This is a genomic window from Pseudomonas sp. KCJK8993, assembly GCF_046230915.1.
GTDB lineage: Bacteria > Pseudomonadota > Gammaproteobacteria > Pseudomonadales > Pseudomonadaceae > Aquipseudomonas > Aquipseudomonas piscis.
The window spans coordinates 1-21,818 of record NZ_JBJJLO010000066.1 but is presented as its reverse complement, the minus strand read 5'-3'; the positions used below and the strand labels follow the sequence as shown (position 1 = coordinate 21,818).

The following is a 21,818-nucleotide window of genomic DNA, read 5'->3' as shown; positions in this document are numbered from 1 at the left end:
CACTACCTGAGCCGTTCTTATAACTATTTAATACGCACCATTCAGTTAATAACAACCTTTTTTCCGCTCGGTATCGCCCATGACCTTCAAACCGCTACTGGCCCTTGGCCTGACGATTCTCGCTGCCTCCAGCCAGGCTTTCGCCGGCGCTACGTTGGACCGTATCGAGCAGAAGAAAGAGCTGGTGGGGGTGTTGATGGAAAGCTACCCGCCCTTCTCCTTCCTCAATGAGCAGAACCAGCTGGACGGCTTCGACGTCGAGGTGGCCAAGGCCGTGGCCGACAAGCTCGGGGTCAGGCTGCGCCTGGAGACACCCTCCTGGGACGTGATCGCCGCCGGCCACTGGAGCGGGCGTTATGACATTTGCATCTGTTCCATGACCCCGAGCAAGGCCCGCGCCGAAGTCTTCGACTTCCCGGTGCAGTACTACGCCTCGCCGGCGGTGATAGTGGTCAATGCCAAGGACCAAAGCATCCACGGCGCCAAGGACCTTAGCCACAAGAAGGTCGGCCTGACCGCCGCCTCCAGCTACGAGGGCTACCTGAACAAGAACCTGGTGATCGAAGGCGCCGAGGACACCCAGCTGCAATACCCCTTCGAGCAGGTGCAGATCGCCCCCTACGACACCGACAACGTGGCTTTCCAGGACCTTGGCCTGGGCCCCGGCGTGCGCCTGGATGCGATTCTCACCAACTTGGTCACCGCCCAGCCGCGCCTGAACCAGGACCCACGCTTCAAGCTGGCCGGCGAACCGCTGTACGCCGAGCCCAACGCGGTGGCCATCGAGAAAGGCGACGCACAGTGGCATGCCAAGGTGCGTGAGGTCTTCGCCCAGCTCAAGCAGGACGGCACCCTGAGCCGGCTCTCGCAGAAATGGATCGGTGCCGATATCAGCCAATGACTGCCTATACGCCCCCACCGCCCCCCGTGGTCGAATCCCGGCTCAGGCGCCTACTGGGCTTTCGCGCCCGCCTGTACCTGACCTGGGCGGCAATGCTGGGGTTGTTCGCCAGCTTCTTTCTCGGCTTCGAACTGAAGTTTTCGATCATCCTCGACAAGCTGCCCAACCTGATCGGTCTGCACCTGTCTCCCAGCGGCTTTCTCCAGGGCGCGGCGCTGACCCTGTTCCTCTGCGCCTGCTCGATAGTCGCTTCGTCGCTGCTGGGTTTTGCCACGGCTCTGGCGCGTTTGTCTGCGAGCGCTGTGGGCTTCGGCATCGCCAGCTTCTACGCCTCGTTCTTTCGCGGCACGCCGTTGCTGATCCAGATCCTGTTGATCTACCTCGGCCTGCCGCAGCTGGGGGTGGTGCCGGGCGCCATTACCGCGGGCATCATCGCCCTGTCGCTGAACTACGGTGCCTACCTCAGCGAGATCTTTCGCGCCGGCATCCTCGGCGTGCCCCTGGGCCAGCGCCAGGCCGCATTGGCCCTGGGCATGAATGAACGGGTGATCTTCTGGCAGGTGACTCTGCCCCAGGCCATGCGCAGCATAGTTCCACCGGCCACCAATCAGTTCATCTCGATGCTCAAGGACTCATCGCTGGTCTCGGTGATGGGGGTCTGGGAGGTGATGTTTCTCGCTCAGTCCTATGGCCGCTCCAGCTACCGCTACATCGAGATGCTCAGTACCGCGGCGCTGATCTACTGGCTGCTGTCGATCGGCCTGGAGCTGATCCAGGCGCAGTTGGAAAAGCACTACGGCAAGGGCTACGCCCGGCGCGGCTGAGGGTCAGTCGCGCGGCGGCGCTGCCGGGCCGCGCTCCAGTTCGTCGAGCCATGAACGGGCGCGGCTGGCCTTCTGCACCCTGGCCACCCCCATCTGGAGGCCGAAGGGCTTGAACACCGCATTCAGCGACTTGAGCGTCGGATTGCCGTCGTCGTGCTCGATATGCACCAGGGTCCGCAGGGACATTTTGCACATGCGGGCAAACTGGCTCTGGTGCAGGCCGGTGACTTCGGTGCGCAGGCGCCGCACCGCATCGCCCAGGGACAGGCGACCGGCGGCCAGCTCCTGCTGGATATCGTCGATCAGCGCACCCCGTTGTTCCAGGCTCATGTTCATCGCAAGCCCCACTCCTTCAGGCGTTGGTCCAGATGGCGCAGGTGAATGCGCGGATGGTTCAGGGTCACGGCGGGCAGGCCGCCAGCGCTCAGCAGGTCCGGCAGGGCCCGCAGGCGCTCGGCATCCTCGCGCAGCCGGCTCAGGGCGGCCTCGGGATCGGTCAGCGGTTTCAGGCTGGCGCAGACCAGGCGCCAGTCCACATCCCCCGCCACTTCCATGCGCCCAGGCCATTTGAGAGTGCGGGTGATGCCTTGCGCGTCCATGACCCTAGGCGCCAGGTCGTAGATCGGCGCCAAGCGCACAGCGTTGTCGCCGCGCACCACCGCGATGCTGCGCCCGTGGTTATCCGGGTTGCCGAGGATCTTGTTCAGCAGATCACGCCGCAGATAGTCCGCCACCAGTTCGGGGATCGCGGCTTCCTGGCCTGCGGCACGCCACACATCGGCAAGGATGCCCAGCACCTCGGTATGGCGCATGCCCTGGCCATGTCCCACCAGCCCGGCCAAGGAATAGATCGACTCCAGTGCCAGCCGCTCGACCCCTGCCGTCGTCACCCGACGATCGAAGCGCTGCATCCACAGGCTCGGCTTATCGCCCTCTTCCAGGGCCAGGCCCTGGGCCGGCACCGTGTCGATACCGAGCTGCTGCAGGGCCCGGTAATAGTGGAACTCGCTTCTGAGGATATCGCCGTCGTGCTCTGTAGCCGGGTTACGCGGCAGTTTCACCCGCCAATGGGCAACTGCCGCGCCATCGTCCAGCAACACATCGGGGTAGAACAGGCCGTCATGCCCCTGAGTCAGCAGCAGATCGTTCGCAGCACCGCCCAGGGCCACGCGCTGCTCGTGGGCGTACTCGAGGAAGCGATTGTCGAACTGGCTCACCTGATCGCGGGAGAAGCCCCGCAGCGGACGCCGGCCCAGAGCCGCCAGCGACTCCTTGATCCGCAGATTGCCAAGCGGCGCAGCGCTGCAACGGGCCAGCAGGAACAGCTCGGCACCCACGCCATCCGGTCGCTCGTGGCCGATCTGGTCGAGGGCAAAACGGGCTGCCGCACCACTGGGGGCCAGGTCGTAGAGAAAGGCCGGGGCCCGCTCTTCCCGCCATGGTTCCCAGCCCAGCGGCACCTGTGCACTGACGGATCGCGCCAGCGGGCTGGCCACGGCATCGAGGTTGTGCACCAGGTACTGCTGCACATAACCGAAGTGGCAGGGACTGGCGAAACCTGCTTCAGGCCGCTCGAAAGCCAGGGTCATGGCGTCGTTCCATGCCCCTGCGTGGTGGAGTTGTAAGGTCAGCCGCAGCACCGAAACACCTGCACTTTAATGCACATATTGATAATAGCTATTTTGATTTATGCATTTTAATGCATGAATTACCAATATTAACCAGCTTAAATGCAGTAAAAAGCATTTTGCTTTTCACCCGAAAACCGCTCGGAACGCCGCCATTCGAGCCTTCATCGCCCCGGAGCACAGGCAAAAAAAGGAGGGCCGTAGCCCCCCCGAGGTAAACAGTTGCCGCTGAGGAGCTGAACTCAGCCCTCGATCTCGATCAGGATTTCGCCCGGGTTGACCCGGTCGCCCTTGGCCACGTGAATCGCCACGACCTTGCCGGCGATGGCCGCCTGGACTTCGGTCTCCATCTTCATGGCTTCGGTGATCAGCACGGCCTGGCCGGCCTTGACCACGTCGCCTTCCTTGACCAGTACATCGACGATATTGCCCGGCATGGTGGTGCTGACATGGCCCGGCGCGCTGGCTTGCTTGCGCTTGCTGCTGCCGCCGCCGACGAACTCGTTGAGCGGCTCGAACACCACTTCTTCCGGCATGCCGTCGATGGACAGGTAGAAGTGGCGCTTGCCTTCGGCCTTGACGCCGACACCGGTGATGTCGACGCGGTAGGTCTCGCCGTGGACGTCGATGACGAACTCGGTCGGCACGCCCTCGCCGCCCGGCTTGCTGACGCCGCCCGCTTCAGGAATCGGCAGCAGCACTTCGGGAACCAGAGTGCCGGCCTCGCGCTCTTCGAGGAACTTGCGCCCGATGTCCGGGAACATGGCGTAGGTCAGCACGTCTTCCTCGGACTTGGCCAACGCGCCGATCTCGCCGCGCAGCTTGGTCATTTCCGGTTTCAGCAGGTCGGCCGGGCGCACGTCGATCACCTCTTCGCTGCCGATGGCCTGGCGCCGCAGTTTCTCGTCCACCTCGCCCGGGGCCTTGCCGTAGCCGCCTTGCAGGTACAGCTTCACTTCGTTGGTGATGGTCTTGTAGCGTTCGCCAGCCAGCACGTTGAAGAACGCCTGGGTGCCGACGATCTGCGACGTCGGGGTCACCAGCGGCGGGTAGCCCAGGTCGTGACGGACCCGCGGGATCTCCGCCAGCACTTCGTTCATGCGGTTGAGGGCGCCCTGCTCCTTGAGCTGGTTGGCCAGGTTGGAAATCATCCCGCCCGGCACCTGGTTGACCTGCACCCGGGTGTCCACCGCGGTGAACTCGCTTTCGAACTGGTGGTACTTCTTGCGCACGGCGTAGAAGTACAGGCCGATCTCCTGCAGCAACTCCAGATCCAGGCCGGTGTCGAACTCGCTGCCCTTGAGGGCCGCGACCATGGACTCGGTGCCCGGGTGGCTGGTGCCCCAGGCGAAGCTGGAGATCGCGGTGTCGATATGGTCGGCGCCGTTTTCCACCGCCTTGAGCTGGCACATGGCGGCCAGGCCGGCGGTGTCGTGGGAATGGATGAACACCGGCAGCGACTGCTCGGCCTTCAGCGCCTTGACCAGTTCGCCAGTGGCGAACGGCGTCAGCAGGCCAGCCATGTCCTTGATCGCCACCGAGTCGCAACCCATGGCTTCCATCTGCTTGGCCTGGGCCACGAAGGCCTCGATGGTGTGCACCGGGCTGGTGGTGTAGGCGATGGTGCCCTGGGCGTGCTTGCCGGCGGCCTTCACCGCTTCGATGGCCACGCGCAGGTTACGCACGTCGTTCATGGCGTCGAAGATGCGGAACACGTCGATGCCGTTGACCGCCGCCTTGGCCACGAAGGCCTTGACCACGTCGTCGCTGTAGTGGCGGTAGCCCAGCAGGTTCTGGCCGCGCAGGAGCATTTGCAGGCGAGTGTTGGGCAACGCTGCGCGCAGCTGGCGCAGGCGCTCCCACGGGTCTTCCTTGAGGAAGCGCACGCAGGCGTCGAAAGTCGCGCCGCCCCAGACTTCCAGCGACCAATAGCCGACTTTGTCGAGCTTGTCGCAGATCGGCAGCATGTCTTCGGTGCGCATGCGGGTAGCCAGCAAGGACTGGTGGGCGTCACGCAGGATGGTGTCGGTAACAAAGATCTTCTTGGACATTCTTATCTCCTCTTAGCAACAAGCTTCAGGCTGCAAGCTCCAAGACAAAGCCGGTCTGCTTTGTCCTGTCGCTTGTGGCTCGCAGCTTGCGGCTGCATTCATAGGCCTGCGTGGGCGGCGATGGCGGCAGCGATGGCCAGGGCCAGCTCTTCGGGTTTGCGCTTGATCGAGTAGTTGGTCAGTTCCGGGTGGCTTTCGACGAAGCTGGTGTTGAACTGGCCGCTACGGAACTCCGGATTGCGCAGGATTTCCTGGTAGTACGCCGCAGTGGTCTTGACCCCCTGCAGGCGCATGTCGTCCAGGGCACGCAGGCCGCGGTCCATGGCTTCTTCCCAGGTCAGTGCCCAGACCACCAGCTTCAGGCACATGGAGTCGTAGAACGGCGGAATGGTGTAGCCGGTGTAGATCGCCGTGTCGGTGCGCACGCCCGGGCCACCGGGGGCGTAGTAGCGGGTGATCTTGCCGAAGCTGGGCAGGAAGTTGTTCTTCGGGTCTTCGGCGTTGATCCGGAACTGCAACGCGTAGCCTCGGTGGTGGATGTCTTCCTGCTTGACCGAAAGCGGCAGGCCCGAGGCGATGCGGATCTGCTCGCGGACGATGTCGATGCCGGTGATTTCCTCGGTGATGGTGTGTTCCACCTGCACCCGGGTGTTCATCTCCATGAAGTACACCTCGCCATCGGCGAGCAGGAACTCGACGGTGCCGGCGTTCTCGTAGTTCACCGCCTTGGCCGCGCGCACCGCCAGGTCGCCGATGTAGGCGCGCTGCTCGGGGGTCAGCTGCGGGCTCGGGGCGATCTCGATGAGTTTCTGGTTGCGGCGCTGGATCGAGCAGTCGCGCTCGAACAGGTGGACCACATTGCCGAAACTGTCACCAAGGATCTGCGCCTCGATGTGCTTGGGATTGACGATGCATTTCTCCAGGAACACTTCCGCCGAGCCAAAGGCCTTGGTGGCCTCGGAGATCACCCGGGGGAAGTTCTGTTCCAGTTCCTCGCGGCTGTTGCAGCGGCGGATACCACGTCCGCCGCCACCGGAGGTGGCCTTGAGCATCACCGGATAACCGATGCGGTCGCCTTCACGCAGGGCTTCGTGGATATCGGCGACGTTGCCCTCGGTGCCCGGGGTCACCGGTACGCCGGCCTGGATCATGCTGCGACGGGCTTCGGTCTTGTCACCCATGCGCCGGATCACATCTGCGGCCGGGCCTATGAACTTGATTCCACGTTCGGCGCAGATGTCCGCCAGTTCGGCGTTTTCCGAAAGGAAGCCGTAGCCAGGATGCAAGGCATCGCAGCCGGTTTCCACCGCCAGGTTCACCAGCTTGCGCGGATTGAGGTAGCCGGCCAGGGGCTCGGCACCGATGCTGTGGGCTTCATCCGCGCGCTTGACATGCAGCGCATGGCGATCGGCGTCGGAGAAGATCGCCACCGAACGGATGCCCATCTCGGCGCAGGCACGCACGATTCGCACGGCAATCTCACCACGGTTGGCAATCAGGATCTTTTTTATCACTTGGAGGTACCCTTGAGCCGTTGGAACAAACGACCCGCTAGACCGAGTCGGCGCGTGACCAAATGTTTCAAGCCAGTCGCAGCGACACACTAGCTCCGCGAAGGGATTAACAAAAATCAATAATTATTGGGATAACCATAAGTAAAGACTTATAGTTTTGCCTCCAGCCCCGGCTCGAGCCCTTGAAGCATGCGTAAATCCTTGATGCGCCTGACATTGCGCCAGCTGCAAATCTTCAACGAAGTCTGCGATCTACGCTCCTACAGCCGGGCCGCCGAGGAGATGTCCCTGACCCAGCCTGCGGTCAGCCTGCAGATCCGCCAGCTCGAGGAACTGATCGGCCAGCCGCTGTTCGACTATGTCGGCAAGAAGCTCTACATGACCGAAGCCGCCGAAGCCCTGCAACGGGCCAGCCGGGACATCTTCGGGCGCCTGGAGAACCTCGACATGCAGCTCTCCGACATGCAGGGCTCGCTGCAAGGCCAGCTCAAGCTGGCGGTGGAGTCCAGCGCCAAGTACTTCGTGCCGCACCTGTTCGCCGCCTTCAAGCGCCAGCACCCGGAAGTCCACCTGCAACTGACCGTGGTCAACCGCGCCCAGGTGATCCGCCGCCTTTCCGACAACCGCGACGACCTGGTGATCATGTCCATGGTGCCCCAGGACATGGAGCTGGAATTCCTGCCATTCCTGAACAACCCCATCGTCGCCGTGGCGCCCCCGGACCACCCCCTGAGCCACATGGGAGCCCTGCGCCTGCAAGACCTGGAACCCTACACCCTGGTACTGCGCGAGCAGGGCTCGGGCACCCGCCTGGCCTGCGAGGAATACTTCAAGGAGAAGCGCGTGCACTTCACCCAGATCCTCGAGGTGTCCTCGGCGGAAGCGCAACGCGAGTGCGTGCGGGCAGGCCTGGGCGTGGCGTTGCTGACGCGCCACGCCCTGAACCTTGAGTTGGCGACCGGCGGCTTGATCGAATTGCCGGTCGAAGAGCTGCCATTGCTGCGCAGCTGGTGCCTGGTACAGGCCAAGGCCAAGCGCCTGTCACCGGTAGCGCATGCGTTCCTGGGATTCATCCGCAGCGAACGAGTGCAGATCAGCGGGCTGGTTGAGCGGTTTGACGGGAAGCTACCGGAGCGGCCTGCCAGTAATTGACGGCATCCTGCTCGGGGTAGTCGTTGATCTCCTGTTGCAGGCGCCGCAGTTCGAAGCGGTGCTCGATCGCACGGCGAAATTCCATGCGGCGCTGGTCTTCCTGCTGACGACGGGTCTTGACTGCGCTGTTGCTCTCTTCGTAAGGCCGGGCCATTTCGAGTCTCCCAATGCGAGTACGGAAGCGTCACGATGCGCCAAGCCGATGACAGTTGTACGTCACTGGAGTAACAGAACGATGAAGCTTGCAGCGTCCGACGAGCGGCTGCCCGGCCGCACTCAATGGGTCCGCTGCGAATCGTGCCGGTAACGATCCGGGCTCAAGGCTTGCAGGATGAGTTTCTTGCGGGCGTCCGATAACCGGTAGTACGCATGCAAGTGGGGGTTCAGCTGGAAGTACAGCTTGCGGCCACCGAACAGCGTTAGCGCGTACAGACGTTCATCGCGCAGGACTTCATAGGGTGTGGCGGTGTGCATGCTCAATACCGAGCGCTCCCGGTCCTTGCTCTTGATCGCCTTGCAGATCAGCTTGCCGAACAGGGCCTCATCGCCATTCTCCCCAAGCAACTGGAAGAACGCTCCCATGAAGCCGTCGAGCTTTTTCAACGGGTTGCAGTAAATCTCCCGGGAAATTCGCGCCAGTTCCAACATGTCTCGGTTGAACTCCCTGATCGAGGAAAACACCGCTCGCACCGGGGCGGGCCACTCAGGCTGCTCATTGAATGGGGTGAAAACCGTGGGCCAGGGCGCGTGCAGTTCAGCGAGCTGGGGCTCCGATTCGATCCTATGGCTGATCAGCGGATTCTGGTATCCGTGTGCCATGGGCGTTTCCTGCATCACTTCCAGGGCGATGACATAGGACGCGGCGAAGAACCCCAGATGCCCCAACTGCTGTTTTTCCGCGTACGGCAAGACGCTCCGATAAAGCTCCAGGGCTCGCACAGTCTCGCCTTCCTCCAGGGCCAGGGCGGCCCGTGCCTGCAACCCAAAGGCCGCGAACAGCGGGTAGTCCGGATGCCGTTGCAGCCTGGCGAACGCCTGCTCGATCACCACGGGGTCCCGGGGGACTTCCTCAGTGGCCAGGATAAGCTGGTAGAGAGGTTCGAATTCCTCGATCGAGCAGGCGGCGATCTGCTGTAAAAAGTTATCGAATATGTGCTCAAAGTAAGGATTTCCATCGGCATCCAGCAAGCGGGAAGCAATGAACCCCTTGAACAGTCCGATATGCGCAACCAGTAGGCGATCCGGCTTTCGACGCCCGCAGACACCCTCGTAGTGATGACGAAAACGTTCGACCAACGTGCTCTTCGAATCGACCTGGGCAGCGCTGTACATCTTGGAAAAACGGTTGAGGGCCGTCGCCGCCCGGTACGCGCCGCCAATGGTGTCCAGCAGTTCCTGCTGCTGCGCCGCGGTTAGCTTGCTGGATGAAATCTCCGCCCCGAGGCTCTCGATCTCGGCGTTGATCGTGGAGAGTTTCTTATGGGATTTATCGCTGGTCTTATCCAGGGCATAGAAAAAATCCGCAGCTTCCACCGTGGCTGGAACCAGGCTTTTTACGTAGGCCTTCAGGGAGGAAGCCTGCAGGTCGCCAGCCCCGTGGCTGACCAGCAGTGTGTGGAAATGATAGAGCGTCGTTCGAGGAGAGAGCTTGTCACCCAACCGATGCAAGAGTACCGCCAGCTGCGGTAGCACCCACATATCCAGGAACCGGGCTATTCCCGTTGGGTAGTCCTGGTAAGTGATGATCGGACGTGATTTCAGTATCGAGAAGATATGTTCGTATTGATTCAGATAGTGCTGGAGCCTGGCGGCCAGCGCCTGGTCATCCTGCACCAGATACCTGAGCAAATCCGCTAGCAATCCCTGCTTAACGCCATTCGATTCCCGGTAGTACAGCTTCTGCTTGGCCTCATAGGACCTGAGCCCGGAAAAACCATCGGCAGTGCAAGTAACCAGTCCTGCTCCCCAGCACAACACCTCGAAGACTTCAAAATACGCTGGAATCCTGACCATCGACTGCCGCTCCCTGAAAAATGGACATCGCCTCCCCGGATTTCCGGTCAACCGGAAAATAGCCGCTCTCTATTATCGCCCTCGCAGCACCGAGCTGGACAAACCCATCCCTGTTTCCTTTTGGAGAGCATCGCCATGACCACCCCCGAACACGAAAAAGCCCCCGGCGCAGCACCTGCCGGGCAATCCACGATCTTCAACCTGGACAAAGAGGCGGCCCTCGCTGCCGCTCGGAACCAGGAGCCGGCGCCCGACGCTGCGGCCGACCCCGAGGAAGTCGATGAAATCATCGACGAGATTGCCGAGCACCAGGATCTGCTGGAAAGGATCCACGCCAACCTGAGCGCCAAGCAGCGGCGCATCGACGACCTGACGGACGACGACACTGACTACGAAGGTTATGGCGAAGAGCTGGTACGGCTGGAGGAGGCCAACGAGCAATTGTTGGCCGCGCAGAGGCTGCTGGATTTCAAACCGGACATCGCCGCCGTGCGCCAGGCGCGCGGCCTCAGCGAAGACGCGGCAGGCACCCTGGCGGAAGTGAAGCCGGACGACCTCGATGACCAGGACGACGCCTCGTTGCCCTAGCCGCGATGCTGCCGGCTCAGTCGTCCAGGGCTTTGACCGCCTTGGGTGACAGGCGCAGGCTGCGCAAGCTGCGCTTCACGCTCTTGAGGTGGTTGACCAGGCTCGGCCCGCGGGCCATGGCGACGCCCATGGCCAGGACGTCGATCACCACCAGGTGGGCGATGCGCGAGGTCAGCGGGGTGTAGATCTCGGTGTCCTCGTGCACATCGATGGCCAGGTTGACCGTCGACAGCTCGGCCAGCGGCGTCTGGCTCGGGCACAGGGTGATCAGGTTGGCCCCGCTCTCGCGCACCAGGTTGGCGGTGATCAGCAGGTCCTTGGAACGCCCGGACTGGGAAATGCAGATCGCCACGTCGGTGGGCTTGAGGGTCACCGCCGACATCGCCTGCATGTGCGGGTCGGAATAGGCTGCCGCGGTCAGCAGCAGGCGGAAGAACTTGTGCTGGGCATCCGCCGCCACCGCGCCGGAAGCGCCGAAACCGTAGAACTCCACCCGCTGGGCCTGGGACATCAGGCTCACGGCCCGCTGCAGCTCCACCGGATCGAGCTTCTCGCGAACCTCCATCAGGGTATGCAGGGTGGTATCGAAGATCTTCAGGCTGTAGTCGGCGACCGAGTCATCCTCATGGATCGCGAACTGGCCGAAGCTGGCCCCGGCCGCGAGGCTCTGCGCCAGCTTGAGCTTCAGGTCCTGGAATCCCGAGCAACCGATGGCCCGGCAGAAACGCACGATGGTCGGCTCGCTGATGCCCACGCTATGCGCCAGGTCCGCCATGGAGCTGTGCATCACGGCCGCAGGATCGAGGAGCACATGATCGGCGACCTTGAGCTCCGATTTGCGTAACAGATGACGAGACTGGGCGATGTGCTGCAACAGGTTCAAGGGCGGGGACTCACGGTTATCGGCAGGTGCCGGAGGATGTAGCGAGCTTGTAGTTATACTACAGGAAACGCCTTTTTGCCTGCTCAATGCATCAGGAAATTACCCGCCTACCCCCATATTCAGCTGGGTACGTCCTATGTAGCCGTTTTTTCGCGTGGCCCAGGCCGCTAGCAGGACTGGGCCTGCAACAGCAGTGCAAGGCCCTGGGCGTCCACCGGACGGCTGATCAGGTAACCCTGCACTTCGTCGCATCGTTCGGCCCGCAGGAAGGCCAACTGGGCCTGGTCCTCGACGCCCTCGGCCACCACCTTCAGGGACAGCCCGTGGGCCATGGCGATGATCGCCCGGGTGATGGCCGCATCCTCGCCGCCTTCGGCCAGGCCGCGGATGAACGCCCGGTCGATCTTCACGTAATCCACCGGGATGCGCTTGAGGTAGCTCAGGGACGAATACCCGGTGCCGAAGTCGTCGATGGCCAGCTTGACCCCCAGGTCGCGCAGTTGCTGGAACGTCGCGATGATGTGCTCGACACTGTCCAGCAGTTGGCTTTCGGTCAGCTCCAGCTCGAGGAGGTGCGGCTCCAGCCCGGTTTCCTCCAGTACCTGGCGCACCAGGCTCACCAGCTTGCCCTGGCGCAGCTGGTACACCGAAAGGTTCACCGAGATCCGGATCGGCTCCAGGCCCTGCTGCCGCCATTGGCAAGCCTGGCGACAAGCCTGGCGCAGCACGAACTCGCCGATCGGGCCGATCAGCCCAGTCTCCTCGGCCAGGCCGATGAAGTCCCCCGGCGGCACCCGCCCCAGCACCGGATGCTCCCAACGCACCAGGGCCTCGGCGGCGTTGAGCCGACCTGTGGCCAGGCACAGCTTGGGTTGGTAGAAGACCATCAACTGGTCGTCCTCGATGGCCTTGCGCAGTTGGTTTTCCAGTTGCAGGCGCTCCAGGGTGCTGGCTTGCAGGCTCTCGGTATAGAACTGGAAATTGTTGCCGCCCAGGTGCTTGGCATGGGCCATGGCCATGTTCGCCTGGCTCACCAGCGCGGCGACCTCCCTGGCGCTGTCCGGCAGCATGCTGATGCCCATGGAGGCGCTGACCACCAACTCATGGCCTTCGATGGTGATCGGCAGGCGCAACTTGCTCAGCAGCCGCGTCGCGACCCGGGTCAGGCTCGACAGGCTGCCATAGGCATCGAACAGCACGGCGAATTCGTCCCCGGATAAACGGGCGATGGTGTCGGCCTCCGGCAGGGCGTTGACCAGCCGCCGGGCCATTTTCTGCAGCAGCTGGTCGGCCACTTCATGGCCCAGGCTATCGTTGAGCAGCTTGAAGCGATCCAGGTCGATATGCAGCAGCGCCAGGCTGCGTCCGCCCTGGCGCACCCGCTGGTGGGCCTCGCGCAGGCGTTCGCGAAACAGCGAGCGGTTGGCCAGGCCGGTGAGCTCGTCATAGTGGGTAAGGTAGCGCATGCGCTCCTCGGACTCCCGGCGGGCCGAGAGATCGGCGAAGAAGCCCACGATATGCCGGACCCCTCCCCGCTTGTCGCGCACCACGTTCAGTTGCAGCCATTGCGGGTACAGCTCGCCGTTCTTGCGCGTCTCCACCAACTCGCCCTGCCAGCTGCCGTGCTGCTCCAGGGCCTGGTGGATCAGCGAATAATGGCGCCGGGCATCGCGGCTGCAAGCCAGTTCCACCACATTGCGCCCAAGCATGTCCTCGATCTGGAAACCCGTGACCTGGCTGAAGGCCTGGTTGGCGGCGATCAGCACATAGTCGGGATCGAGGATGACGATACCCTCGCTGGCGGCCTCGAACACCGTGGCCGCCAGGTTGCGCTGGGCCTCCAGTTCCTTGTCGGCGCTGATGTCGCGGCGGGTGCCCACCATGCGCAAGACCCGGCTCTCGGGACTGCGCTCCACCGCGCGGCCACGGTCTTCGACCCAGACCCAGTGGCCGGCGCCATGGCGCACCCGGTATTCCACTTGGTAATCCTCGCTGCGTCCCTTCAAATGCTCCACCAGGGCTCGCTTGAGCACCGGCAAGTCCTCGGGATGCAGGCGCGGCTTGAGGTGGCTGAGCATCGCCGTGACCCCTTCCGGCTCCAGGCCGAACAGTTCCTTGAGATGCGTGTGGTGGACCTCGTCGGTTTGCAGGTTCCAGTCCCACAGCCCCAGCTCGCTGGCCTGCAGGGCCAGGGCCAGGCGCGCCTCGCTTTTGCCCAGTGCCTGGTTGGCGGCATCCAGCTCCAGACTGCGCTGGGCCACCCGCTGCTCCAACGCGGCCTGGGCCTGGCGCAACCGCTCCTCCACGTTGCGGCGCTGCTCGACCTCCCGGGCCAGCTCGCGATTGAGCTGGCCGCTGCGGCTCTGCGCATCCTGCAGGTGCTCGATCAGCGCCTGGTTCTGAAAGCGCCGCAACAGACCCCGGTGGATCACCCGGTTGACCTGCCAGGCCACCACGCTCAAGGACGCCAGCAGGATCAGGCCCAGCCAGCCCCAGCCGCGCTGCTGCTCGTCACCGCCCCAGAACAGGTAGGCGATGGCCGGCAACAGGCATGGCAGGGTGAACGACAGGAAGGCCTGCAGGCTGACCGCATAGGCCACGCTGGCGCAAAGGATCGCGGCGCCGATCAGGCCGAAGACCCAGGCCTGCTGCAAGAAGCTGTCGGTGGGCACCAGGGCGATCCCGGCACAGGCCAGGGTCAGGCCGCTGACCGTGGAGCCCAGCAGGAACATGCGTTGCCACACCGGTTGCGCCTGGCGGCTGGGTATCGCCGAGTCGAAGGCCGCCACCTGGATCACCCGCAGGGCCACCAGGGCCAGCAGCCAGACCATCCAGACACTGAGTACCAGGTAGCGTGCGGGACTCCACAGCAACCAGGTGCAGACCAGGCCGTTGAGCAGCATGAACAGGGTTGGCAGCAACGAGCCCTGGTACAGCAAGCGCGTGCGCTCCACTGCCATCTCCACGGCATAGTGCTGGCGGATGACCCGGGGCTCCATGAAAGGCCCCGACAGGTCGGGAATAGGTGTCATAGGCAGTGTTCTTATAATGGTGAGCCTGAAACGTCGCCGGAGCATACACAAGCAAAGCCGCGAGCCAAACTGCCCCAAGTCATAAAATCGATAAAACCGACGGTGCCGTAAATGCCCCGCGAAGGCTCGCACCAAGAAGCGCCGAAGGCCGTGGTCCGTGACTGGCCGGTCGTCCCCACGGTTGTTTTATCGGCTAATGCGAAGCCGGGTTTGCCCGGGGTGGCGCGCGCCCCTAGAATGCGCCGATGCGCGATGATCTCTCCCTCTTGTTGAATTCCCTCAACGATGCCCAACGCCAGGCCGTAGCGGCCTCCCTGGGTCGTCAGTTGGTCCTGGCCGGCGCTGGTTCCGGCAAAACCCGTGTGCTGGTGCACCGTATCGCCTGGCTGATCCAGGTCGAGAACGCCTCGCCCCACTCGATCCTGTCGGTGACCTTCACCAACAAGGCGGCGGCCGAGATGCGCCACCGTATCGAGCAATTGCTGGGCATCAACCCGGCGGGCATGTGGGTCGGTACCTTCCACGGCCTGGCCCACCGCCTGCTGCGTGCCCACTGGCAGGAAGCCGGGCTGAGCCAGACCTTCCAGATCCTCGACAGCGACGACCAGCAACGCCTGGTCAAGCGGGTGATCCGCGACCTGGGCCTGGATGAACAGCGCTGGCCGGCCCGCCAGGCCCAGTGGTTCATCAATGGCCAGAAGGACGAAGGCCTGCGTCCGCAGCATATCCAGGCCAGCGGCGACCTGTTCCTGGCCACCATGCGCAACATCTACGAAGCCTACGAGGCCGCCTGCCAGCGCGCAGGGGTCATCGACTTCTCCGAACTGCTGCTGCGCGCCCTGGACCTGTGGCGCGACTACCCGGGCCTGCTGGCGCACTATCAGAAGCGCTTCCGCCATGTGCTGGTGGACGAATTCCAGGACACCAACGCCGTGCAGTACGCCTGGTTGCGCCTGCTGGCCCAGGGCGGCGAGAGCCTGATGGTGGTGGGCGACGACGACCAGTCGATCTACGGCTGGCGTGGCGCGAAGATCGAGAACATCCACCAGTATTCCGACGACTTCCCGGATACCGAGGTGATCCGCCTGGAGCAGAACTATCGTTCCACCGCCGGCATCCTCAAGGCCGCCAACGCCCTGATCGCCAACAACACCGGGCGCCTGGGCAAGGAATTGTGGACCGACGGCGGCGATGGCGAGGCCATCAACCTGTACGCCGCCTTCAACGAGCACGATGAAGCCCGCTACGTGGTGGAAACCATCGAGAGCGCGCTCAAGACCGGCCTGGCCCGCAGCGATATCGCCATTCTCTACCGCTCCAACGCCCAGTCCCGAGTGCTGGAGGAAGCCCTGCTGCGCGAACGCATCCCGTACCGCATCTACGGCGGCCAGCGCTTCTTCGAGCGCGCCGAGATCAAGAACGCCATGGCCTACCTGCGCTTGCTGGAAGGCCGGGGCAACGACGCGGCCCTGGAGCGGGTGATCAACGTACCGGCCCGGGGCATCGGCGAGAAGACCGTCGAGGCGATCCGCGAACACGCCCGCCACAGCCATGTATCGATGTGGGAAGCCATGCGCCAGCTGGTGGCCAACAAGGGCCTGACCGGGCGTGCGGCCGGCGCCCTGGGCGCCTTCATGGAGTTGATCGAGAACCTGGCGGCCAAGACCCTGGACATGCCCCTGCACCTGATGACCCAGACGGTGATCGAGCAGTCGGGGCTGATCGCCTACCACGAGGCGGAAAAGGGCGAGAAAGGCCAGGCCCGGGTAGAAAACCTCGAGGAGCTGGTCAGCGCCGCGCGCAACTTCGAGAACACCGAGGAAGACGAGGATCTGACGCCCCTGGCGGCCTTCCTCGGCCATGCCTCCCTGGAGGCCGGCGACGCCCAGGCGGACGAGCACGAAGACAGCATCCAGCTGATGACCCTGCACAGCGCCAAGGGCCTGGAATTTCCCTATGTGTTCCTGGTGGGCATGGAAGAAGGCCTGTTCCCCCACAAGATGAGCCTGGAAGAGCCCGGCCGCCTCGAGGAAGAACGCCGCCTGGCCTACGTCGGCATCACCCGGGCCATGCAGAACCTGGTCATGACCTATGCCGAGACCCGGCGCTTGTACGGCAGCGAGACCTACAACAAGGTCTCGCGTTTCGTACGCGAAGTGCCCAAGGGCCTGATCCAGGAAGTGCGCCTGTCCAACAGCGTCAGCCGGCCTTTCGGCGGCGGCCAGTCCCAGAGCACCAGCAGCCTGTTCAGCGGCAGCGCGATCCCGGAAACCGGCCTGAGCCTGGGCCAGGCGGTACGCCACGCGGTGTTCGGCGACGGGGTGATCCTCAACTTCGAAGGCTCCGGGGCCCAGGCACGGGTCCAGGTGAACTTCAGCGAAGGCAGCAAGTGGCTGATGCTGGGCTACGCCAAGCTGGAAGCCATTTAATCTCCCGGCAAGAGCCAGCATGCCGGTGAAGGCGCACCCTGCCCCTTCATCGACACGCCGGGCCCATACCGCAATAAAGGAAGCACGAGCATGGGTTCAGGCTTTTTTTCATCGTGGACCTTCTGGGCCCTGCTGTCGGCCGTTTTCGCTGCATTGACGGCGATCTTCGGCAAAATCGGCATCGAGAACGTCAATTCCGACTTCGCCACCCTGTTGCGCACCGGGGTGGTGCTGGTGAGCCTGGCCTTGATTTTGTACGCAACGGGCCAATATCAGTCCCTGGAATCGATTTCTGCCAAGAGCTACCTGTTCCTGCTGCTGTCCGGGCTGGCCACCGGAGCTTCCTGGCTGTGCTATTACCGCGCCCTGAAACTGGGCCCCGCCTCGCTGGTGGCGCCGGTGGACAAGCTCAGCGTGGTGATCGTCGCGATCATCGGCGTGGCCCTGCTGGGAGAGAAGCTCGATCTGCGGCAGTGGAGCGCCATCGGCCTGATCACCGCCGGCGTGGTGCTGCTGGCGGTGCGTCGCTGAACGACCGCGGGATGGAACCGGACCGCCCTCGGACGGACAAATCCATATCGGCGAGCATGATTCCAGGCCAGACCGGAGCGGGTTGGCCAGGCAAAAGCCCGAAACATTATGCCGCTCGCCACTGACACGTCACCTGTGCAATATGGCGCGCGTGACATCCACAAATGGGAATCCCCTTTATGAAACGTTTTCTTAGCATCGCCATGGCGTTGTGCATCGGCCTGACGATGAGCCTCGACGCCAACGCCAAGCGCTTCGGCGGCGGCAAAAGCGCCGGCGCTGCCCCGACCCACCAGGCTCGCCAGGCGGCTCCCAGCGCACCGGGCGCCCCTGCCGCTGCAGCCACCGCTGGCGCAGCCGGTGCCGCGGGCGCCGCAGCCAAGGCTGGTGGTGCTTCGCGCTGGCTCGGCCCTCTGGCCGGAATCGCCGCCGGCGGCCTGCTGGCCTCCATGTTCATGGGCGGCGGCTTCCAGGGCATGCAGATCTTCGACATCCTGATCATGGCGGTCATCGCGTTCGTGATCTTCCGCTTCATCGCCGCTCGTCGTCGCAAGCAGCAGGAGCAATTCGCCCCGGCTGGCCATGCGCCGATGCAGCGCGAAGCCTTCCAGCCCCAGGCGCCTGCCGGCGGTTCGATCTTCGGCGGTTCGGCGGCTCCGGCTGCCCGTCCGGTGATCAACGCTCCAGCCTGGTTCAACGAAGAACGCTTCGTCGAAGCCGCGCGCAACCACTTCCAGTCCCTGCAGCAACACTGGGACGCCAATGAAATGGACAAGATCGCCGAGTTCGTGACCCCGCAGATGCTGCAATTCCTCAAGCAGGAGCGCGCCGACCTGGGCGACGGCTTCCAGTCGACCTACATCGACAACCTGCAAGTGCAGCTCGAAGGCGTGGACGACCGTGCCGACAAGACCATCGCCACCCTGACCTTCAGCGGTGTCTCGAAGACTTCGCGCTTCGACCAGGGCGAAGCGTTCAGCGAAAGCTGGAACATGGAACGCGCCCAGGGCGACAACCAGCCTTGGCTGGTGGCAGGTATCCGCCAGAACGGCTGATTCATCCTGCTGTCATAGCTGTAATGCAAAACCCCGACTCAGGTCGGGGTTTTGCATTTCCCGATTGCACTTATCGCGAGCTACTGTATAAACCGCCGTCAACCAACCGCGCCATAGAGCTAAGAGGACCCAGGCCGTGGAAGAAGTCATCGAACAACTCCGAGAAGCCAACGAACCGGTGCCCGTGCCCCTGGAGCTGCCGGACGAAGACCTGCTGGTGGAAATCGAGGAACAGCTGTTCATCAATATCCCGTTCGTCTTCAAAGAGTTCCTGTTGACGGTCAGCGATGTGGTCTACGGCAGCCTGGAGCCGGTCACCGTCACCGATCCGCAATCGCACACTTACCTGCCCGACGTGGCGGCGAACGCCTGGGACATGGGCGTGCCTCGGGACCTGATCCCGATCTGCCAGGACGGCGACGATTACTATTGCGTGGAAGAAGACGGCACCGTGGTGCTCTGGTCCGGCGAGGAAGAGCTGATCACCGAGGATTCCTGGGAATCGGTGTGGCACTGGGCGCGGGACGTCTGGCTGGAAAGCTGAAACCATGACGCCGTGACCAGCCCGGTCGCGGTGCGGGGTCCCTCGCCAGCGCCCTGCTGGCGAGAGGCAGGGTCAATGCCCGCCACCATCCTTGCTCTGGTCGAAGGTCTCGATCAACGCCACCTGCATCCGTGTATGCACGCGGATGAACCAGCGCCACAGCAGCGCCGCCACCGCCGCCGCCACGATCGCCACCAGGACCAGCAGCTCCAGGGTCGGCAGGATGCTCGCCGACAACGCCGACAACAGCAGGAAGATCACCAGCAACGACAAGACCGGGATCACCTCGGCGATCACCCGCCGCACCCGCTGGGTATGCCGCCCGGCCATTTCCGCCTTCACCCCCATCTCCGCCAGCAGCATCGATAGCGCCTTGAGCTTGCGATAGGCGGCGATCAGGAACGGCAGCGACAGCAGCAGCGCGCCCCCCCAGATCAGCGCCTTCTGCCAGCCCGGATCACTGATCCAGTCCTGCAGGTAAGTGCCGATGCGCCTGGAGAAGTAACTGCCCGAAAAGAAGATTGCCACCACCAGCGCCAGGTTGACCCCTACCTGCAGCAGGATCTTGCGGATCATCGACGCCAACAGCGCGCCCTCGCCCTGGGGCTGAATACTGCGCAACCACTCGCCGTACATTCCCAGCACCCGGCTCAGTCGCTTGGGCAGCACCGCCGATAGCTTCAACGACAGCGGGTCGGCGGCCTTGATCAGGTAGGGGGTGAGCAGGGTGGTAATGGCCGAAACCGCCACCGCCACGGGATAGAGGAAGTCGCTGGTGACCTGCAAGGTCATGCCAAGGGCGGCGATGATGAATGAAAACTCGCCAATCTGTGACAGCCCCATCCCTACTCGCAACGACGTACGGCCATCGTTACCCGCGATGAAGGCGCCCATGCCGCAGGACAGCATCTTGCCCAATACCACCGCCACGGTGATCACCGCGATTGGCCAGGCGTACTGGAGGAGAATCTGCGGATCGATCATCAGGCCGATGGCTACGAAGAAAATCGCGCTGAACAGGTCGCGAACCGGTTCGATCAAGCGTTCTATCTTCAGCAACTGACGGGACTCGGCCATGATCGCGCCGATCAGGAACGCCCCCAGCACCATGCTGTATTCCAGGCGTACCACCAGCAGGCAGAATCCGAAGCACAGGCCCAGCACGGTGATCAGCAGCATCTCGTTGCTGTCGAACTTGGCCACGTAGGCCAGCAGGCGCGGCACCAGCAGGATGCCGATCACCAGCGCCACCACCATGAACAGCGAGAGCTTGCCCACCGTGGAGAACACCTCGCCGGAACTCACCGTGCCGCTGACCGCGATGCTCGACAGCAGGGCGATGATGCCGATACCCAGGATGTCCTCGACGATCAGCACGCCGAAGATCAGCTGGGCGAAGCGTTCGTTCTTCATCTTCAGGTCGTTGAGCGCCTTGACGATGATGGTGGTGGAAGAGATGGCCAGGATCGCCCCGAGGAACAGCGAATCCATGGTGCTCCAGTCGAACCAGCGGCCGATCTCGTAGCCGATCCAGATCATCAGGACGATTTCCAGGAACGCCGCGATGAACGCCGTGGCGCCCACCTTGAACAGCTTGCGCAGGCTGAATTCCAGCCCCAGGCAGAACATCAGGAAGATCACCCCGAGCTCGGCCAGGGTCTTGATGGTCTGCTCGTCGTGGATCAGCCCGAAAGGCGGGGTATGGGGCCCGATGATGAAGCCCGCGGCGATATAGCCCAGTACCACCGGCTGCTTGAATCGATGGAAGAGAACGGTCACCACACCCGCGACCAGCATGATCACGGCCAGGTCCTGAATGAAACTGATGGCATGCATGACCTAGGTTCTCCTTGAATGTTGGACGGGGGCCATCCTCGGGGAGAGCGTTTGAAAAGCCGCCTGCGCTGGCGTCAGTCGCTGCCTTGTCAGTGATCCCTGAAAAAGAAAGGTCCGAACGGTCGAAAGAAAATGCTCTGCAAGAGCGATGAAAAACCCCTGGAACGGGTGTTTTGCAGGGTAACACTGCAACTTCCAGCCAGAAGGCGATGCAATATATGGAAACAGATCCACCGGAGCGTGACGGCGCAGCACAGACCGGCGTCCCGTTATCGATGGCTTGAAATCCCTTTGGAGCAAGCGCCCGAGAGAGGTGCTCCAGCAACCCCTGCCCTGAACCCGTGAGCGTGCTATGGAACCCGGAAACGCCCAACTGTCGATGACAGTATTGATGACCCCCGACATGGCCAACTTCTCTGGCAATGTCCACGGCGGCACCCTGCTCAAGTACCTCGACGAAGTCGCCTACGCCTGCGCCAGCCGCTATGCCGGCCGCTACGTGGTGACCCTCTCGGTGGACCAGGTGATCTTCCGCGAGCCGGTGCATGTCGGCGAGCTGGTGACTTTCCTGGCCTCGGTCAACTACACCGGCAACACCTCCATGGAGGTGGGCATCAAGGTGGTGACCGAGAATATCCAGGAGCGCTCGGTGCGCCATACCAACAGTTGTTTCTTCACCATGGTGGCGATGGACGATCAGCGCAAACCGGCTCCGGTTCCACCGCTGCAACCGCAGACCGCCGACGGCAAGCGCCGCTACATCCAGGCCCAGCAGCGCCGGCAGATCCGCCAGGAACTGGAAAAGCGCTACCAGGAGATCAAGGCCGACGGCCCATG

At 63.2% G+C, this 21,818-nt stretch carries 18 protein-coding genes; 9 read left to right on the top strand and 9 right to left on the bottom strand.

Translation table 11 applies throughout. The features are described 5' to 3' along the window. Positions 1-79: 79 nt before the first annotated feature. Together ACK6AU_RS19870 and ACK6AU_RS19865 are read left to right on the top strand one after the other, a co-directional pair. The gene (locus ACK6AU_RS19870; RefSeq protein ID WP_185696814.1) at positions 80-901 is read left to right on the top strand and encodes an ABC transporter substrate-binding protein; all 822 of its coding nucleotides are present in this window, start codon (positions 80-82) and stop codon (positions 899-901) included. Continuing rightward, positions 898-1,725 (top strand): amino acid ABC transporter permease, encoded by an 828-nt coding sequence (locus ACK6AU_RS19865; protein WP_185696813.1) that lies wholly within the window; start codon positions 898-900, stop codon positions 1,723-1,725. Before ACK6AU_RS19870 ends, ACK6AU_RS19865 begins: the two co-directional genes overlap by 4 nt. Before the next feature lie 3 nt (positions 1,726-1,728). Here the strand turns inward: ACK6AU_RS19865 and ACK6AU_RS19860 are convergent, their stop codons facing one another. From ACK6AU_RS19860 to ACK6AU_RS19845, 4 genes are all read right to left on the bottom strand, one after another. Then, the gene (locus ACK6AU_RS19860) at positions 1,729-2,061 is read right to left on the bottom strand and encodes a helix-turn-helix transcriptional regulator (protein ID WP_185696812.1); all 333 of its coding nucleotides are present in this window, start codon (positions 2,059-2,061) and stop codon (positions 1,729-1,731) included. Further along, on the bottom strand, positions 2,058-3,314 hold the full coding sequence (locus tag ACK6AU_RS19855) for a HipA domain-containing protein (protein WP_409300871.1): 1,257 nt from the start codon (positions 3,312-3,314) through the stop codon (positions 2,058-2,060). Before ACK6AU_RS19855 ends, ACK6AU_RS19860 begins: the two co-directional genes overlap by 4 nt. Positions 3,315-3,595: 281 nt before the next feature. Beyond that, positions 3,596-5,404: a sodium-extruding oxaloacetate decarboxylase subunit alpha gene (gene oadA / locus ACK6AU_RS19850; protein ID WP_022641939.1), complete on the bottom strand. Its 1,809-nt coding sequence runs from the start codon at positions 5,402-5,404 to the stop codon at positions 3,596-3,598. A gap of 98 nt (positions 5,405-5,502) precedes the next feature. Further along, positions 5,503-6,918: an acetyl-CoA carboxylase biotin carboxylase subunit gene (locus tag ACK6AU_RS19845; RefSeq protein WP_185696809.1), complete on the bottom strand. Its 1,416-nt coding sequence runs from the start codon at positions 6,916-6,918 to the stop codon at positions 5,503-5,505. 189 nt (positions 6,919-7,107) lie between these two features. On the opposite strand from ACK6AU_RS19845, the gene ACK6AU_RS19840 reads away from it, so the two are divergent. After that, the gene (locus tag ACK6AU_RS19840) at positions 7,108-8,070 is read left to right on the top strand and encodes a LysR family transcriptional regulator (RefSeq protein ID WP_185696808.1); all 963 of its coding nucleotides are present in this window, start codon (positions 7,108-7,110) and stop codon (positions 8,068-8,070) included. On the opposite strand, the gene ACK6AU_RS19835 is transcribed toward ACK6AU_RS19840, so the two are convergent. After that, on the bottom strand, positions 8,012-8,224 hold the full coding sequence (locus ACK6AU_RS19835) for a PA3496 family putative envelope integrity protein (protein ID WP_409300868.1): 213 nt from the start codon (positions 8,222-8,224) through the stop codon (positions 8,012-8,014). The genes ACK6AU_RS19840 and ACK6AU_RS19835 overlap by 59 nt on opposite strands. A gap of 122 nt (positions 8,225-8,346) precedes the next feature. Beyond that, positions 8,347-10,083 (bottom strand): hypothetical protein, encoded by a 1,737-nt coding sequence (locus ACK6AU_RS19830; protein ID WP_409300866.1) that lies wholly within the window; start codon positions 10,081-10,083, stop codon positions 8,347-8,349. Positions 10,084-10,218: 135 nt separating this feature from the next. Between ACK6AU_RS19830 and ACK6AU_RS19825 the strand changes: the two genes are divergently transcribed. Further along, positions 10,219-10,671 carry a hypothetical protein gene (locus tag ACK6AU_RS19825; RefSeq protein ID WP_409300864.1) on the top strand — a complete coding sequence of 151 codons (453 nt, stop codon included), beginning with the start codon at positions 10,219-10,221 and terminating at the stop codon, positions 10,669-10,671. A 16-nt stretch (positions 10,672-10,687) separates the two neighbouring features. On the opposite strand, the gene hexR is transcribed toward ACK6AU_RS19825, so the two are convergent. Together hexR and ACK6AU_RS19815 are read right to left on the bottom strand one after the other, a co-directional pair. Next, positions 10,688-11,554 carry a transcriptional regulator HexR gene (gene hexR / locus ACK6AU_RS19820; RefSeq protein ID WP_022641942.1) on the bottom strand — a complete coding sequence of 289 codons (867 nt, stop codon included), beginning with the start codon at positions 11,552-11,554 and terminating at the stop codon, positions 10,688-10,690. A gap of 167 nt (positions 11,555-11,721) precedes the next feature. Then, entirely contained in the window at positions 11,722-14,586 is a 2,865-nt protein-coding gene (locus tag ACK6AU_RS19815; protein WP_409300861.1) for an EAL domain-containing protein, read from the bottom strand. 245 nt (positions 14,587-14,831) lie between these two features. On the opposite strand from ACK6AU_RS19815, the gene uvrD reads away from it, so the two are divergent. The 4 genes from uvrD to ACK6AU_RS19795 all read left to right on the top strand — a co-directional run bounded on the left by uvrD (position 14,832) and on the right by ACK6AU_RS19795 (position 19,145). Then, positions 14,832-17,015: a DNA helicase II gene (gene uvrD / locus ACK6AU_RS19810; protein ID WP_185696804.1), complete on the top strand. Its 2,184-nt coding sequence runs from the start codon at positions 14,832-14,834 to the stop codon at positions 17,013-17,015. Positions 17,016-17,105: 90 nt separating this feature from the next. Further along, a complete protein-coding gene (locus ACK6AU_RS19805) occupies positions 17,106-17,546 on the top strand; it encodes an EamA family transporter (protein ID WP_185696803.1) in 441 nt (146 codons plus the stop codon). A gap of 179 nt (positions 17,547-17,725) precedes the next feature. Next, a complete protein-coding gene (locus ACK6AU_RS19800; protein ID WP_185696802.1) occupies positions 17,726-18,601 on the top strand; it encodes a Tim44 domain-containing protein in 876 nt (291 codons plus the stop codon). A gap of 136 nt (positions 18,602-18,737) precedes the next feature. Next, complete coding sequence (locus tag ACK6AU_RS19795) at positions 18,738-19,145, top strand: SMI1/KNR4 family protein (RefSeq protein ID WP_185696801.1); 408 nt, start codon at positions 18,738-18,740, stop codon at positions 19,143-19,145. Between the two features lie 72 nt (positions 19,146-19,217). Here ACK6AU_RS19795 and ACK6AU_RS19790 read toward each other — a convergent pair whose 3' ends face one another. Then, complete coding sequence (locus tag ACK6AU_RS19790; RefSeq protein WP_185696800.1) at positions 19,218-20,981, bottom strand: cation:proton antiporter; 1,764 nt, start codon at positions 20,979-20,981, stop codon at positions 19,218-19,220. A gap of 352 nt (positions 20,982-21,333) precedes the next feature. On the opposite strand from ACK6AU_RS19790, the gene ACK6AU_RS19785 reads away from it, so the two are divergent. Next, a partial coding sequence (locus ACK6AU_RS19785) for an acyl-CoA thioesterase (protein ID WP_031320745.1) occupies positions 21,334-21,818 on the top strand: 485 nt, incomplete at its 3' end.